The sequence below is a fragment of the Sphingobacterium sp. HMA12 genome (assembly GCF_002933815.1).
Lineage (GTDB): Bacteria > Bacteroidota > Bacteroidia > Sphingobacteriales > Sphingobacteriaceae > Sphingobacterium.
In genome coordinates, this window is record NZ_BEYR01000002.1 from 26,254 (window position 1) to 41,322 (window position 15,069).

12 protein-coding genes are annotated in these 15,069 nt (G+C 39.9%); 10 read left to right on the forward strand and 2 right to left on the reverse strand.

Going from position 1 to position 15,069, the window contains the following annotated elements:
* Positions 1–109: 109 nt before the first annotated feature.
* The 4 genes from HMAT_RS13810 to HMAT_RS13825 all read left to right on the forward strand — a co-directional run bounded on the left by HMAT_RS13810 (position 110) and on the right by HMAT_RS13825 (position 5,735).
* Positions 110–1,900: a TrkH family potassium uptake protein gene (locus HMAT_RS13810; protein WP_233789308.1), complete on the forward strand. Its 1,791-nt coding sequence runs from the start codon at positions 110–112 to the stop codon at positions 1,898–1,900.
* Positions 1,901–1,998: 98 nt separating this feature from the next.
* On the forward strand, positions 1,999–2,685 hold the full coding sequence (locus tag HMAT_RS13815; RefSeq protein WP_104383459.1) for a TrkA family potassium uptake protein: 687 nt from the start codon (positions 1,999–2,001) through the stop codon (positions 2,683–2,685).
* A gap of 4 nt (positions 2,686–2,689) precedes the next feature.
* A complete protein-coding gene (locus HMAT_RS13820; RefSeq protein ID WP_104383460.1) occupies positions 2,690–3,007 on the forward strand; it encodes a YbjQ family protein in 318 nt (105 codons plus the stop codon).
* Between the two features lie 247 nt (positions 3,008–3,254).
* A complete protein-coding gene (locus HMAT_RS13825) occupies positions 3,255–5,735 on the forward strand; it encodes a YfhO family protein (RefSeq protein WP_104383461.1) in 2,481 nt (826 codons plus the stop codon).
* Between the two features lie 29 nt (positions 5,736–5,764).
* On the opposite strand, the gene HMAT_RS13830 is transcribed toward HMAT_RS13825, so the two are convergent.
* The gene (locus tag HMAT_RS13830) at positions 5,765–6,361 is read right to left on the reverse strand and encodes a ribonuclease HII (protein ID WP_104383462.1); all 597 of its coding nucleotides are present in this window, start codon (positions 6,359–6,361) and stop codon (positions 5,765–5,767) included.
* Between the two features lie 222 nt (positions 6,362–6,583).
* Here HMAT_RS13830 and HMAT_RS13835 point away from each other — a divergent pair, with 222 nt between their 5' ends.
* The 4 genes from HMAT_RS13835 to fabD all read left to right on the forward strand — a co-directional run bounded on the left by HMAT_RS13835 (position 6,584) and on the right by fabD (position 12,216).
* Complete coding sequence (locus tag HMAT_RS13835; RefSeq protein WP_104383463.1) at positions 6,584–9,433, forward strand: outer membrane beta-barrel protein; 2,850 nt, start codon at positions 6,584–6,586, stop codon at positions 9,431–9,433.
* Between the two features lie 98 nt (positions 9,434–9,531).
* A complete protein-coding gene (locus HMAT_RS13840) occupies positions 9,532–9,978 on the forward strand; it encodes an N-acetyltransferase (protein WP_104383464.1) in 447 nt (148 codons plus the stop codon).
* An 18-nt stretch (positions 9,979–9,996) separates the two neighbouring features.
* Positions 9,997–11,226 (forward strand): pitrilysin family protein, encoded by a 1,230-nt coding sequence (locus HMAT_RS13845; RefSeq protein ID WP_104383465.1) that lies wholly within the window; start codon positions 9,997–9,999, stop codon positions 11,224–11,226.
* Positions 11,227–11,325: 99 nt separating this feature from the next.
* On the forward strand, positions 11,326–12,216 hold the full coding sequence (fabD, locus tag HMAT_RS13850) for an ACP S-malonyltransferase (protein WP_104383466.1): 891 nt from the start codon (positions 11,326–11,328) through the stop codon (positions 12,214–12,216).
* A gap of 223 nt (positions 12,217–12,439) precedes the next feature.
* Here the strand turns inward: fabD and HMAT_RS13855 are convergent, their stop codons facing one another.
* Entirely contained in the window at positions 12,440–13,171 is a 732-nt protein-coding gene (locus HMAT_RS13855; RefSeq protein ID WP_104383467.1) for an RDD family protein, read from the reverse strand.
* 29 nt (positions 13,172–13,200) lie between these two features.
* Here HMAT_RS13855 and HMAT_RS13860 point away from each other — a divergent pair, with 29 nt between their 5' ends.
* Positions 13,201–14,163 carry a stage II sporulation protein M gene (locus tag HMAT_RS13860; protein ID WP_104383468.1) on the forward strand — a complete coding sequence of 321 codons (963 nt, stop codon included), beginning with the start codon at positions 13,201–13,203 and terminating at the stop codon, positions 14,161–14,163.
* Positions 14,154–15,065, forward strand: coding sequence for an ABC transporter permease (locus HMAT_RS13865; protein ID WP_104383469.1), 912 nt, complete (start codon positions 14,154–14,156; stop codon positions 15,063–15,065). The genes HMAT_RS13860 and HMAT_RS13865 overlap by 10 nt, the downstream gene beginning before the upstream one ends.
* The last annotated feature ends 4 nt before the right edge of the window (positions 15,066–15,069 follow it).

Genomic DNA, 15,069 nt, shown 5'->3' on the forward strand with positions numbered 1-15,069 from the left:
AAAAGTCATCGGCAGATTTCGTTTCACGTGAAAATAAACAGCCAATGAGAGGAGAAGATTGTAGATTGATTTTTGAATAAGGCAAATTTATCTTAGTTTGCGGTTTATAATGGTAGATTCGATATTAAGTTTTGTTCGATTTGTTTTCAAATATAAAAACGGTCTAGTAGATAAGATCATGTTCTACGCCAGCATGATTTGTGCTGCAATTGTGATTTTCAACGTGGGCTATGTCACAGACCCGATGTTAGGAATATTATTGGGCAAGACAATCCATTATCTATTTTTTGTGCTTTTTTTTATGATTGCGTTGCGGGAGTCATCATCCATTTATGCGCTAAAAAAAATTGCCGTTGAACATTACTCGGGACTGCTCATCCTGATTTATTTTATTTTTATTTTAATAGCCCGTTTTGCCGGAATTGAAGCACTAGCGGTCTTTTCCCGCGAGCAGTGGATTTATCTGGGGATTTATATTATTTTTATCGCTGAACTATCCAAAAGTACCCTCTTTTTCGATAATTTTTATTTTAATCCCACCATACTGTTTGTCATCAGCTTTCTCGTACTTATCCTCATCGGAACAGTCCTGTTGATGCTGCCGCGAACAACAATAGAAGCTCCGCTCAGTTTTGTCGATGCCTTATTTATGGCGACCAGCGCTGTCTGCATAACTGGATTATCCGTAGCAGACATTTCGACCAACTTTAGCATGTTTGGCCAGACCGTTATTATTGTATTGATACAAGTCGGGGGGCTCGGAATTATGACTTTTACGGGCTTTTTTGGCTATTTTTTTTCTGGCGGATTTTCATTCAAAAACCAATTGATGTTTGGTGAAATATTGGGGGAAAATAAGGTGGCCTCAGTCATCAAAACCTTATTGACCATGATATTTATCACGCTATTGTTTGAATTTCTAGGTGCGGTATTAATCTTTAGTACCTTGGAAAAGACTAATTTTCCTAATATGGGGAGTATGATTTTCTTTTCGATCTTCCATTCCATTTCTTCATTTTGTAACGCTGGATTCTCGATTTTATCTGGCGGAATCACCAATGAAGCCTATAAGTTCAACTATCCATTTCAGCTGGCTCTCTCTTCGTTGTTTATTCTTGGCGGATTAGGCTTTGGAATCGTATTGAACTTCTATACCTACATCAAGGAGTCGCTATTGCTTTGGTACCACCGTTTGGTTACAAAGAAAAATTACAAACATAAAGCGTGGAGCTTTAGTTTTAACTCTAAATTGGTATTGCTCTGTAATGCGATTATTATCGTTGCAGCAACCCTGTTCTTTTATTTTTTGGAACGCAAGAATACACTTTCTTTGGAAAAAGGCTTTGACGGTGAATGGGCGACATCTTTTTTTATGGCAAATGCTGCGCGTTCGGCAGGCTACAATAGCATCGATCTGAGTTTCGTCGGAGCGCCAACTATCTTTCTGATTATGGTATTGATGTGGGTAGGTGCTTCCCCGGGATCTACTGGAGGTGGCGTAAAAGTGACGACAGTGGCGCTATCTTTTATGAATATCATTTCTTTGGCAAAAGGAAAGGAATATATTGAAATTTTTAAACGGAGAATAGCGAGTGAATCCGTGAATAAGGCTTTTGCGATTATTCTATTGTCATTCCTTGTCGTTGGGCTGAGTTTTTTTGTTCTTATTTTTACTGATCCGGACAAAAGCATGAAGGATTTGCTTTTTGAATCCTTATCGGCATATACGACTTGCGGATTAAGTTTGGGCGTAACTCCTTCCTTAAGCATGGGCGGAAAATTGATCATAGTCGTGACGATGCTGGTTGGCCGTGTGGGAATGTTGACGTTATTGGTTGCATTTATCAAAAATACGACCCGTAGAAATATGATATTTCCAGAGGAAAAGATCCTGTTTTAATTTTGTTTTCTTATGTATAAAGATACAAGAGATCAAAAGGTGTCTGTTTGCAAAACGATTGGACTTGCAAATAAAATAAATTTATCTTAGTTTGAGTTATGAAGTATATTGTTTTAGGATTAGGGCACTTCGGGCGTTCATTGGGTGTCCATCTGACCGAACTCGGTCATGAAGTAATCGGTGCGGATCGAAATCTAAGTATCGTAGAGCAGCTCAAAGATAAGATCACGCATACAGTATGCCTGGACACAACCGATCGGGAGGCTGTATCTTCGCTGCCCTTAAAAGATGCACATGCGGTCATTGTCGCCATAGGAGAGGATGAAGGCGCATCGCTCATGACAGTTGCACTCCTAAAGCAACTAAAAGTAAGGCGTATCATTGGCCGTATTGTCTCTGATCTGCAGAAAACAGTTTTGGAAGCCATGGAGATCAATGAGTATATCATGCCAGAGGAGGAAGCCGCAGAGCGGTTGGCGATGCGGTTGGACAATATTGATATCGTTGATTCATTTAAGGTCTCAGATCGGTATTCTATTGTAGAAACAAAGGTGCCACAGCGTTATGTCGGAATGACGTTGCGGGAAGCCAATCTGACCAACCTTTATAAAATTATCGTGCTGACAACAGTAAAAATTACGGAGACAAAAAAGGACGGAATCACCAAAGAACAAAAGGAAGCATCTGGTATTGCCACCTCTGAAACGGTGATGGCAGAAGGTGATATCTTAGTTGTTTTTGGCGAATTGTCCAATATTAATAAGTTAATTCAAAAAGGAGAATAAAATTATGTTATTAACAACAACAAGTATTATCGAGGGGCATCAGATCGATCGCTATCTGGGTATTGTTTCTTCAGAGGTTGTTTTGGGAGCGAATGCCATTAAAGATATGATGGCCGGTTTTAGAGATTTTTTTGGCGGCCGCTCTAATTCTTATGAGCGTGCATTTCAGGAAACCCGTGAGGCGGCATTGCGTGAGCTTGAAGACCGCGCTAGGGCATTAGGAGCCGATGCTGTCGTTGGCGTTCGGTTGGATTTCCAGACTGTAGGAACAGGCGGAATGATGATGGTCGGAGCAACGGGAACTGCCGTTAAGATGAAATAAATCCAAGCTGGCCCTAATTATAATTAGGGCCTTTTTTGCAAAAAGGCATTTCCTTTCATTGTCAGGAACCGTTACTACGGTCTAAATAAGTTAGGAAATCGCGCCATTGATCTTGGACATTCCGTGATCTTTTCTTTCTCGGCTCAGGCGAAGCATATTTAATAGATTGGTCATAATTATAATTGTATATAAAAACAAATTTATCTAAGTTTGGCTTTTAAGACTTTTAAACAACCTAAGAGGATAAATGAAAAATTGGTTTAAGGTAAATTCGGCACATTTAATCGTTATTGCGTTATTCATTGTGCTAGTATTTTTTTATTTCACGCCCGTTTGGCAGGGAAAGACTCTTGCACAATCGGATGTGGTACAGGCACAAGCTGGGCAAAAGGAATTATTTGACTATAAAGCCAAAGATGGGAAGGCTCCTATGTGGACAAATTCCATGTTTGGTGGAATGCCAACCTATCAGATCTGGCAGGCGAACGAAAATAATATTGGTACCTATTTGCTGAAAGCCGTCAAATTTGTTTTTCCAAGCCCAATGGACACGGTGTTGTTTTATCTTTTGGGAGCCTATTTTCTTTTTAGCGTATTACGCATCAAACCCTGGCTCGCTGCGGTGGGCGCAGTGGCAATAGCCTTTACGTCATACAACTTTATTTATATAGAAGCAGGACATATCACCCGGGCCAATGCTATCGCCTTTATACCGCCTGTCATCGCAGCGGTGATCATGTGTTACCGGGGAAGCAGGCTGTGGGGGCCGGTGCTGCTGGCGTTATTTCTTTCCCTGGAAATTCGTGTCAATCACTTACAGACAACATATTACTTGCTCATGGCGTTGATGGTATATGTTATTTTTACCCTAGTCGATGCGATCAAGCAAAAACAACTAAAGGAGTTTTTTATCGCCTCGGGGAGGCAGGTGATTGCAGTTATCATTGCTTTAATGGTGAACGCTTCCATTTTGTTGCCAACCTGGGAGTATAGTAAGCTGAGTACACGTGGGCATGCTAATATTACGAAGGTCGATAACAATAGTACAAAAGAAAAAGGGCTTGATAAAGAATATGCTTATGAATGGAGCCAAGGTGTTGGCGAGAGCATGACTTTTCTGATTCCGAATGCTTATGGCGGAGCCACAGGTGGTCAATTGGACGAGAAGTCGCATGTGGCGAAATTCTTTATGGAAAGAGGAGGTGCATCGGCAGTTCAAGCTGGACAGATGGCACAGGGAATGCCTACTTATTGGGGCGACAAACGCTTTACTTCGGGACCTTGGTATTTTGGTGCTGGGGTTTTCTTCTTGTTTATCTTAGGCCTTGTCATCGTTAAAAATAAATTCAAATGGTGGATATTAACAACCACTGTATTAGCATTGCTTTTGTCATTTGGAAAGAACTTTACATTGGTTTCGGATTTATTCTTTGATTATTTCCCAATGTACAACAAGTTTCGGGCAGTGGAATCCATCTTGATACTCGTTTCAATTACAGTGCCGCTCATGGCTGTCATGACAGTAAATGAATTGCTAACACGGGCTAAGGAAATTCCAAACCTGGATAAGAAAGTGCTGTATACTTTTGCCGGTGTTGGCGGAGTTTGTCTGCTGATCGGTCTGCTGCCGGATTTGTTCTTGAACTTCAGAAATGCTGGTCATAATAATTTAATTGAGTCGTTTACCCAACAGATTGGTGATAAATCTTTTGCGACAGAGCTGGCAAATCAATTGGTCTTGGATCGTAAAGATATCGCAAGTAAAGATGCTTATCGTTCCTTTGTTATTGTGTTGCTCACATTCGGGGCTGTTTGGTTTTACCTCAAAAGGAAGGTCAGTGAAGGAGCGTTATTGGGGACTTTGCTTGTCCTGTTCCTATTCGATCTGTGGAGTGTAGATAAACGCTTTTTAAATGACAAATCCTTTATGGAGAAAGGAGCGACTACACAGCAGGTATTCCAGCAACGTGAGGTTGATCAATTGATCTTAATGGATAAAGACCCAAGTTATCGCGTCCTTGACCTGACAACAGATCCATTTTCTGATGCCCGTCCTTCCTATTACCATAAATCATTAGGCGGTTATCATGCTGCTAAATTAATGCGTTTTCAGGAAATCTTGGAGAATCAATTCAACGGAGCGCTCAACGAAGATGTGCTGGACATGTTTAATGTGCGTTATTTGATCACAACAGATCCTCAAAACCAGTCACAGCGTATCGTGAGACGGAGCACAGCGGCTGGGAACGCCTGGTTTGTGGATAAAATAACCTTCGTAAAAGGAAATGCAGAAGAAATGCAGGCGATCAGCTCTTTTGATCCGCATAAAGAAGCTTTTGTGAATCAGCAGTATCAGAATGAAATCAAAGCAAAAACGTCAAGCTCGGCTACAACAGGGGAAATTAAACTGACATCTTACCACCCGGATAAAATGCAGTATGAATATACCACGACCAACGATGCTTTTGCGGTATTCTCTGAAGTGTTTTACGATAAGGGCTGGAAGGCCTATGTGGATGGAAAAGAGTTCCCAATTATCCGTGCAGATTATTTGCTCAGAGCCTTACAGTTGCCTGCGGGTACACATAAGGTTGAATTTATCTTTGATCCGGAATCACATAAGATGGGCAATCTTTTGACTTTAATATCGTCGATTATCCTTGGGTTGGGAATCTTAGCGGCAATATATTTCTCCTTTAAGGATACAAAGAAAGAAACAGCTGCCTAGCTGGCTGTTTCTTTTTTAAGTTTGAAGCTTTAGAATAATTTGAGCTGTGGATCAGTTATTCTAAAGCTTTTTCTATGATGTGGTGTTGCGCCATATTCGAGCACTGCAGTTCGATGTTTTACAGTCGGATAGCCTTTGTTGTTAAGCCAATCGTAGGCAGGGTAATCCGAAGCAATATTGTCCATGTATTCATCACGGTAGGTTTTTGCCAAGATGGAAGCCGCTGCGATAGAAAGATATTTTCCGTCCCCTTTGATAATGCAGGAATGGGGAGTCGTCTGATAAGGAATAAACCTGTTCCCGTCCACAATAATATATTCCGCTTTTATCTGTAGCATATCCAAGGCTTTGTGCATGGCAAGATAGCTGGCATTGTGAATATTGATGCGGTCTATTTCTTCCGCTGAAACACTCGCCACAGCGTAGGCCAGTGCTTCCCGTTCAATAATTGGACGCAATGCCATTCGTTTTTTTTCGCTTAGTTTTTTCGAATCGTTGAGAAGCTCATGATGGTAATCGGTAGGGAAAATTACTGCTGCCGCAAAGACCGGTCCTGCCAAGCAACCTCTGCCTGCCTCGTCACATCCTGCTTCAACCTGTTGATCTTGATAATATGATAGTAGCATCTTTTATTCTGTAAATGAACGAAAGTACAAATAAAATTAGAGTTATACATTGTAACTTCTGTGTGAATAATGCCCTTTTACATTAATTAACACTAATAATCTCTTCTTTTGTAAAGATATTGAATGTGCTGTTAAACATGGACAGGGGGTAGAACGGGTTAAACTAAAACAGGAGCATTCGGTCAAAGATTTGTCAATTATAGAAATATAAAAATAAGTATTATGAGAGGCTTCATGCTTTTTTTGTTGAGTATGTTAACAGGATGGACCGTATATGGTCAGACGAGAAGCGTACAAGGGATGTTGAAAGATGATAAAAACCGTGTTATTGCGGGAGCAACAGTTAAGTTGACGTCGAAATTGGATTCCATGACAGCAGGTTCAAATATGGCCGGGATTTTCACTTTCGATAAGATCAAGGCAGATACATTTAAGATTACTGTTTCTAATTTGGGCTTTGAACGTTTTGAAAAAGAGTTCAGCTTTCCAAAGGGAGAGGTAAAATACATTATTCCAAGTCTGACTTTACAGCAGAATTCTCAAATGCTTGAGGAAGTCGTTGTGGATGGAGTGCCGACGGTGGTTGTAAAAAGCGATACCTTGGAGTACACCATGAAGGATCTGAAATTACGTGATGGGGCAGTTGCAGAGGATGCGCTGAAAAAATTACAAGGTGTTGAAGTCGATAAAGATGGGAATGTCACTGCACAGGGCGAGTCTGTCAAAAGGGTCAGAATCAATGGAAAAGATTTCTTTGGCGGAGACGTAAAAACCGCTACTCAGAATCTTCCGGCCAATATTGTGCAAAAAATGCAAATTATTGACGACTATGGCGATATGGCCAATATTACGGGAAATAAGAATGGGGATTCCGAAAAAGTACTGAACATTCAGATTGATCCGAAATATAATCAAGGCCATATGACGACACTCCGTGCAGGCTATGGTACAGAAGACCGTTATCAGGCGACAGGAATGTGGATGGGGATGCGTGAGGGGGAGCAAATTTCTGTTCTCGGAAATTTAAACAATACCAATGCGCCCCTGTTTGATTTCAACACAACAGGTGGTGGTGCCCGACGCGGCCAAGGTGGTGGTGGACGTCGTGGCGGCGGTATGTTTGGTGGCTCAGACGGTCTGACCAAAATAGGCTCTATCGGACTTAATTTTCGTAAAGATTTTTCGGATAAGCTGACAGCTTACGGCAGCTATAGTTATAGCCATAGCAATAATACAACACTCTCACAACGGTATATTGTGAATGCAACCCCAGGCCGATCGCAGGCGGATAGCGTAGATGCGAATTCAAATACCATTGGTGGCAATCATCGCTTTGAGGCAAATGTAGAGTGGAAGCCCACCACGAAGGATTACATTAAGATTGTGCCACAGTTTGGCTATGATGACGGGAATAATAATTCGATAACCAATTCCATTACTTATTTAAGTAATGTTTTGGATAATAAGCAGGAACTAACAACTGGAACAAACTCCACTGCACCAAGGTTTGGGATCAGTGGTTTATATAACCGCAAACTGAATGACAATGGGCGTAACTTGTTTTTCAATTTCAATTACAATAATGCAAAAACAGATAAGGATGTAAATCAGATACTTGACAGGTATATTTCCGATCCATCCAATATCAATCAGTCCATGAGTAACATTTACCAACGCACGGTGCAGGATGCGCTCAATAAGAGCTGGAATGCAGGAGCTTCGGTAAATTATACTGAGCCTTTATCTAAAAATGGGAAATTGGAGGTAACTTATGATTTTAACAAGAATAAATACGACAATAATATCACTCAAAAGGGCTATGATAGAGACAATAATATTATTGAAAATGCATTCGAAAATGCAAAGTTAAACCTTGATTATAATTACGACTATGCTTTTACAACCCATAAAATCGGAGCGAACTATTTATTTAGCAATGACAAGGTGACTTACTCGGTGGGGGTCGCTGGACAACCATCCCAATTGAGGGGATCAGCGATTAATTCGGGCGAGATCATTCCGATTTCCCGTAACAATATGAACTGGATGCCAATTGCACGTTTTGAATATAAATTCTCCCGTCAATCCAATTTAAGCGTAAACTATTCTGGATCGCCAACCGAACCAAGTGTATCGCAAATATTGCCATATAATCTAAGCACAAGTTCAACAAATATCGTGTATGGTAATGCGAACCTGAATCCAGAATTTAATCATCAATTGAATCTGAGATTTCGTAAAAACGACTTTCAAAAAGGTAATAATTTCTTTGTATTCCTCAATGGTTCCCTAACTGACAATAAGATTGTTAGTTTAAACAAATCGTACTATGGTCCTATCCAGAAAGATCCTACAACAGGAAAAATAGATTCTGCATTGGTCTCAGAAACGCGTTATTTGAATGAGAGCGGCGATCGTCCGTATGCGATCAATTCATTTTACCATTATGGTAAATCCTGGAAAGAAAAAACCTTCAATGTGATGTTGATGGGTGGTATTTCGGTGAATAAAACCATTGGTTATTCATCCATAGATGAAAATGATAATATCGGGCAGAAAAATGTTGCGCGAAATTTTGTCCTGACTCAGGGATTAATGTTTCGTTACAATCCATCCGAAAATCTGGAAATTAATCCGGGAGTTCGTTACCAATTTACACATACAGAAAATAGCTTACTACAGCGAAATAGTGATATTCAGACATGGACACCAACATTAATTGGTTCATATAATATTTTGAAGAACACGATCTTTGGCGCCGATCTTTCGAAATCTTTCAATCAGGGCTATGGTCAAGGTTTGTCGTCCAATCCGTTCATTATCAATACCTATGTAGAGCAAAGATTCTTAAAAGATCAACGTGGGACTTTACGTCTGCAGGCATTTGATTTGTTAAATCAGCAAACAAATCTTTCTCGTACTGTGGATGGCTTCTTAACGACAGATAGCCGGACGAACCGTTTGGGACGTTATTTTATGGTCTTGTTTACGTATAAGTTCCAAAAATTTGCCATGGGTAATCCTGAAGGGGAAAACAGATTTCCGGGCGGAATGCGTCCACCACGTATGTAAATCATAACGACCTTACAACGAATAAAAGACGGTCATAGTGATTTCACTATGACCGTTTTGCATTTAAAAATCCCTAGCTTTGCAAAAATAAGCGCGAAATGATTAAGTTTGATGAATTAACAGTAGAGGATATTCCAGCCATTGTAGCAATGATGGAAGCATTTTATGCCATCGATGGGTACGATATCGACCGCAATACAACGATTGACAATTTTGATCTTTTCGTTAATAACCCTCAACTTGGACAAGCTTGGTTGATTCGTAAAGGAGAAGATATTATGGGTTATATAATCGTCGCTTATTTCTTCAGCTTTGAATTCAAAGGAAGAGTCGGGCTTCTCGATGAACTTTTTGTGGGCGAAAAAGCCCGGGGGATGGGGCTTGGAAAATTAGCCGTTGATTTTGTAACTTCCTACCTGGAATCGAAGAATTGCAAAATGATCTTGCTGGAAGTCGAGGAGCATAATGAGCGGGCCATTCATCTGTATGAGAAAAATGGTTTTGCTTTTCATCCGCGCAAATTTATGCGTAAACACATCAATTAGAGAAATCTCATAAACTGAATGGAGTACGAAATCATTAGACTTTCAAATGGAATCCGTGTGGTATTCCAATATCAAAATTTGCCGGTAACCCATGTGTGCATGGTCATCAATGCGGGCTCCCGGGACGAATCAGAAGGTAAATTTGGTGTTGCTCATTTTATTGAACATCTTTTATTTAAACGAACTGAGAAGCGTTCGACCCAGCAGATTATCGATCATCTGGAGTCTGTCGGTGGTGACCTGAATGCTTATACAACAAAAGAATATACCTGTGTCCATGCATCTGTACTACAGCCGTATCTCAACCGGGCACTGGACCTATTTGAAGATATTTTCTTTCATTCTACTTTTCCTGAAGTGGAGATGGATAAAGAAAAATCAGTTATCGTTGATGAAATGGCTTCTTATCTGGATAGCCCAGAAGAATCCATCGCCGACGATTTTGAGGATCTCGTGTTTAAAGACTCCGGTCTAGGACACAATATATTGGGCCTTGAAGATCAGCTTTTAGCCTTGGAAAAGAATGATATCACAGACTTTATGCGCTCAAACTACGATACGCATGAGATGGTGATCGGTATTACAGGTAATTACAGCCTAAAAGAGGTTGAGAAGTCGTTACATAAGGTCTTTGGCGGAATAGAACAACATGCAATTTCGCGTTCCAGAAATGATGTAAAACCAATTACAGTGCAACATCTTGAAGTCCCCAAGCCCATTAATCAGGTGCATTATATGCTCGGATCATTGGCTTACGACTACCGTGATGAGCGCAAAACGGGCCTATTGCTTTTGAATAATATGTTGGGAGGAATGGGAATGGGGTCAATACTTAACCTGTCTATTCGGGAAAAATACGGGATAGCCTATACCATCGAATCCAATTACACGATCTTTTCAGATACAGGATTATTTAGCATCTATCTAGGGACCGATGAAGAAAAGGTTGAAAAGGCTAAAAAGCTCGTATTTAAAGAGCTGCATAAAATGTGTGAGCAACCACTTTCCGAAATTAAATTGAAGAAGGCAAAGCAGAAATTTATTGGCCAAATTGCCCTGACGGAGGAAAATAGAATGAGCATGATTATTTCGGCTGCGAAGAATGTGATGGATTATGACCGTGTTATCTTATTGGATGAGGTGATCGAGAAAATACAACATTTAGATCGCACAAATCTTTTGGCTATTGCACAGGATGTGTTTGATCCCCGGAAGATGCTATCGTTGAGTTTCGTCCCGGAAGATTAATATTTGATAGAATTCTATATATTTGCGGTTACAGTAATTCTTAAATATGAAACCGAGCTTGGGAGCTCTCATCAGCCTTTAAAGAAAAAAATATAACAAATGAAAACAGCATATGTATTTCCTGGTCAAGGGGCCCAATTTGTTGGAATGGGACAAGACCTGTATAATTTAAATGAAGAAACAAAAGCTTTATTCGAGAAAGCAAATGATATTTTGGGATTTCGTATCACGGATATTATGTTTTCTGGTACGGATGAAGAATTGAAACAGACCAATGTAACGCAGCCTGCGATTTTCTTGCATTCTGTTATTTTGGCGAAAGCATTAGGCAACTCTTTCCAGCCAGATATGGTTGCAGGACATTCCTTGGGTGAGTTTTCGGCATTGGTGGCAGCAGGTGCTCTAAGTTTCGAAGATGGATTAAAATTGGTATCCCAGCGTGCAAATGCCATGCAAAAAGCTTGTGAATTGCAACCTTCAACAATGGCAGCAATTTTAGGATTGGAAGACGCCATTGTAGAAGAGATTTGTGCTAAAGTGGATGAGGTTGTTGTTGCAGCGAACTATAATTGTCCGGGACAATTGGTGATCTCGGGATCAATCGAAGGTGTAGATAAAGCCTGTGCCTTATTGACTGAGGCAGGAGCGAAGAGGGCATTAAAATTAAATGTTGGTGGTGCATTCCATTCTCCATTGATGGAATCTGCTAAAGTGGAATTGCAAGCAGCAATTGAAGCTACGGATATTCTATCTCCGAGATGTCCAATTTATCAGAATATTGATGCGCAGCCACAAACGGAACCTGCTATTATTAAGCAAAATTTGATCGCACAGTTGACTGGGGCTGTTCGTTGGACACAGACTGTACAAAATATGCTAGCGGATGGTGCTACAGCATTTGTGGAAGTTGGTCCAGGAAATGTCTTGCAGGGTTTAGTTAAAAAAGTAGATCGTCAGGTGCAAACTTCAGCAGCTTCTGTAACAGCTTAATAATTTCTTAGCTAAATGATATAAAGGGCCGATTATTCGGTCCTTTCTTGGCTTTAAATCCCACAGTACTACCTTCACCTTCACAAAAAGCAAATTAGGGGGCACATCTCCATTTCCTTCTAACGGGAATTGTGCGCTGCTAATTCAATTATACACCTAAAAGATGTTCCTATACCCGTTGCGCATTAACCAAGTAAGCGCAGGACTTAATAGGTATTCAGGGCTATTTATCCTTAAACATGCTATAGTGATCTTTCATGACTTGTAGCACGAAATCATTCGGGGTCATCTTTTCGGGATGTTTAACCTCCATAATTGTTTCTAAACGTTGAACCAGAGCCGTCAGTATGCCTACATCCCGTCTGTCAAATGCAGTTTGATAAACATCTTTGATCACATTAGCGTCTTTGTCGCTTAACTTGATGACCTGGGGAAACAAAATAGGATGATTTTCAAAAGTTTCCTCATAGATGGTATCGCTGAGCTTCAGGCTGGGTTTCAAACTAATGACAGATGTCTCTCCGGCAATATCCCCTATACGCTGACCATTTTTGGAGAGGACAATCGAGGTAATTGCGATACCGCCCATTGTCATCCATATATCGACGATTGATAAGGTCCAGCGGGATAAGTATTGATAAAAATCAGCGCGTGAACCATCTAGCTTCACCACTTTAATTTTCATCATCTTTTTACCTATAGTTTGTCCGCCAAATGCTGTTTCAGTAATCAAGGTGTAAAAAAATGCAGGTAATGTCATCCCCATTATAATGCCATAGAAAAGATAGGGGTCGCTGCTGGTGATATTTAATGCATCCAACAGAAACATACAAAAGAAAAAGTAACAGACAATAATAAAGTAATCGATGGCAAATGCAATCATCCTCGAACCTAGGCTAGCAAGATTATACTGGATTTTTACATTTTGTGCTGTGTTTATCTCAAGCTTATTCATATATTTGGTTTAGCCAGTTAAAAAAATTAATGAGAGAAGCATCATTTGTAGAACGAAATAAAGAAAAATGGACGTTAATTGAAAATAATTTGTCAATTAACATGCAGGTTGACCCAGATGAACTGGCATCGAACTATATTGAGCTAACAAATGATCTGGCTTATGCCCAGACATTTTATCCCAATAGTAAGGTACGAAATTATTTAAATGAACTTGCTGTAACTGCACATCAAAAAATCTATAAGGATCGAAAAGCCTCCAATAGTAAGTTCAAGTCTTTTATCAACGAGGAGATTCCACAGGCAATTTGGTCAATTCGTCGGCAGCTTTTTTATTCCCTATTGATTTTTATTCTTGCATCAGCGATTGGCTTCCTTTCGGCGATGTACGATATAGATTTTATTCGGCTTATTCTGGGGGATTTTTATGTAGATTCCACTATAGAGAGTATTAAAGCAGGCGATCCTGCTGCAGTATATGGTAAAGGAAGTAATTTTGGCTCAGCAATCTGGATTACAATCAATAATGTCCGTGTGGCTTTTATGGCTTTTGCATTTGGGTTGTTTTTGAGTATTGGTACGGGCTATATATTGTTTAGCAATGGCATTATGTTGGGCGCTTTCCATCAGATGTTTTTCCAATATGGTGTGATGGGAAAAGCTATGTCTGCAATCTGGATCCATGGAACGATTGAAATTTCTGTGATTATTGTCGCTGGCGGCTGTGGGCTTGCAATCGGAAATAGCATTTTGTTTCCCAAATCTTATACCCGGATGGCTTCTTTTGTTCAGGCAGCAAAGACAGCCATGAAAGTATTGGTCAGTACAATACCATTTTTTATTGTCGCCGGTACATTGGAAGGTTTTGTTACAAGATATTATAATGTATCTGTCTGGCTCAGCCTATTCGTCATACTCCTGTCCTTGCTGGCAATATTATTCTTTTATGTTATTAACCCCTATCGATTAGCAAAACGATTTCAATGGAAGTAGATTTTGAATTTCAGAAAGAACGAAAGATAGGCGATTTTGTCCAGAGTTTTATTGATCTTTTTAAATTGATCTATAAACATTTTGTGACGACCATATTTGGGCTGTCTGCTTTACCGCTAGCCACAATAGCATTGGTATACTATTTCCTTTCTACAAAAATTACCTTTTCGGCACGCAGTAGTTCATTTGAAGATATTGATGGATTTACCTGGGCAGCATTGTTGATCATGGCACTAATTGCGCTGGGATTATATGTTTATGGCATTTCTATTGAATATTTTATTCTGTTGAAACAACGTAAAAACACATTGTTTACTGGAAAGGAGGTCCTTCAGAATTTTAGGGCAAATATAGGCAGGTATTTTATGTTCTTATTTGCGATGATCTTGGCTTTGATCGTTGTTTCTATACCACTCGCCATCGTTGCAGTAATCTCGGCATTCATCCCTTTTATCGGAAGCTTTGCAATTGGTATATTAATGTCAATGGTCGGAATTTGGTTATTTAGTTCGTTTTTATTTTACCGTGAAGGTTATTCAGATTTGGGAAGCTGTTTTACAGATGCCTATGTTATGCTGAGTAAAAAAATAATCCAATATGGTGTAGCGACTTATATTGTCAATTTTATTTTCCAGATGGCTGTTATGATGATCTCTGTTATTCCCTTAATAATTGTTTCGCTGATATCTTACAATTTTTTGGGGATGGAAGCTGCCTTCTTTGATTCATCTTGGGGAAAATTACTGATGACTTTGGGCGGTATGTTTATTACTCTATTTACGTTATTCTTATATATGTCCGGTGTCTTGGCCAATGGGATAGTTTACGAAACGGCCAAAGATCTCAAATTCGGGGAACGAATCTATGGTATGATTGATCAGATTGGAGGTGGAAATGAATAGGCTA

What these genes read in the sequence shown, in the direction of transcription:
- HMAT_RS13810 (WP_233789308.1), top strand. Translation starts at nt 110, where the DNA reads ATGGTAGATTCGATATTAAGTTTTGTTCGATTTGTTTTCAAATATAAA.
- HMAT_RS13815 (WP_104383459.1), top strand. Translation starts at nt 1,999, where the DNA reads ATGAAGTATATTGTTTTAGGATTAGGGCACTTCGGGCGTTCATTGGGT.
- HMAT_RS13820 (WP_104383460.1), top strand. Translation starts at nt 2,690, where the DNA reads ATGTTATTAACAACAACAAGTATTATCGAGGGGCATCAGATCGATCGC.
- HMAT_RS13825 (WP_104383461.1), top strand. Translation starts at nt 3,255, where the DNA reads ATGAAAAATTGGTTTAAGGTAAATTCGGCACATTTAATCGTTATTGCG.
- HMAT_RS13830 (WP_104383462.1), bottom strand. Translation starts at nt 6,361, where the DNA reads ATGCTACTATCATATTATCAAGATCAACAGGTTGAAGCAGGATGTGAC.
- HMAT_RS13835 (WP_104383463.1), top strand. Translation starts at nt 6,584, where the DNA reads ATGAGAGGCTTCATGCTTTTTTTGTTGAGTATGTTAACAGGATGGACC.
- HMAT_RS13840 (WP_104383464.1), top strand. Translation starts at nt 9,532, where the DNA reads ATGATTAAGTTTGATGAATTAACAGTAGAGGATATTCCAGCCATTGTA.
- HMAT_RS13845 (WP_104383465.1), top strand. Translation starts at nt 9,997, where the DNA reads ATGGAGTACGAAATCATTAGACTTTCAAATGGAATCCGTGTGGTATTC.
- fabD (WP_104383466.1), top strand. Translation starts at nt 11,326, where the DNA reads ATGAAAACAGCATATGTATTTCCTGGTCAAGGGGCCCAATTTGTTGGA.
- HMAT_RS13855 (WP_104383467.1), bottom strand. Translation starts at nt 13,171, where the DNA reads ATGAATAAGCTTGAGATAAACACAGCACAAAATGTAAAAATCCAGTAT.
- HMAT_RS13860 (WP_104383468.1), top strand. Translation starts at nt 13,201, where the DNA reads ATGAGAGAAGCATCATTTGTAGAACGAAATAAAGAAAAATGGACGTTA.
- HMAT_RS13865 (WP_104383469.1), top strand. Translation starts at nt 14,154, where the DNA reads ATGGAAGTAGATTTTGAATTTCAGAAAGAACGAAAGATAGGCGATTTT.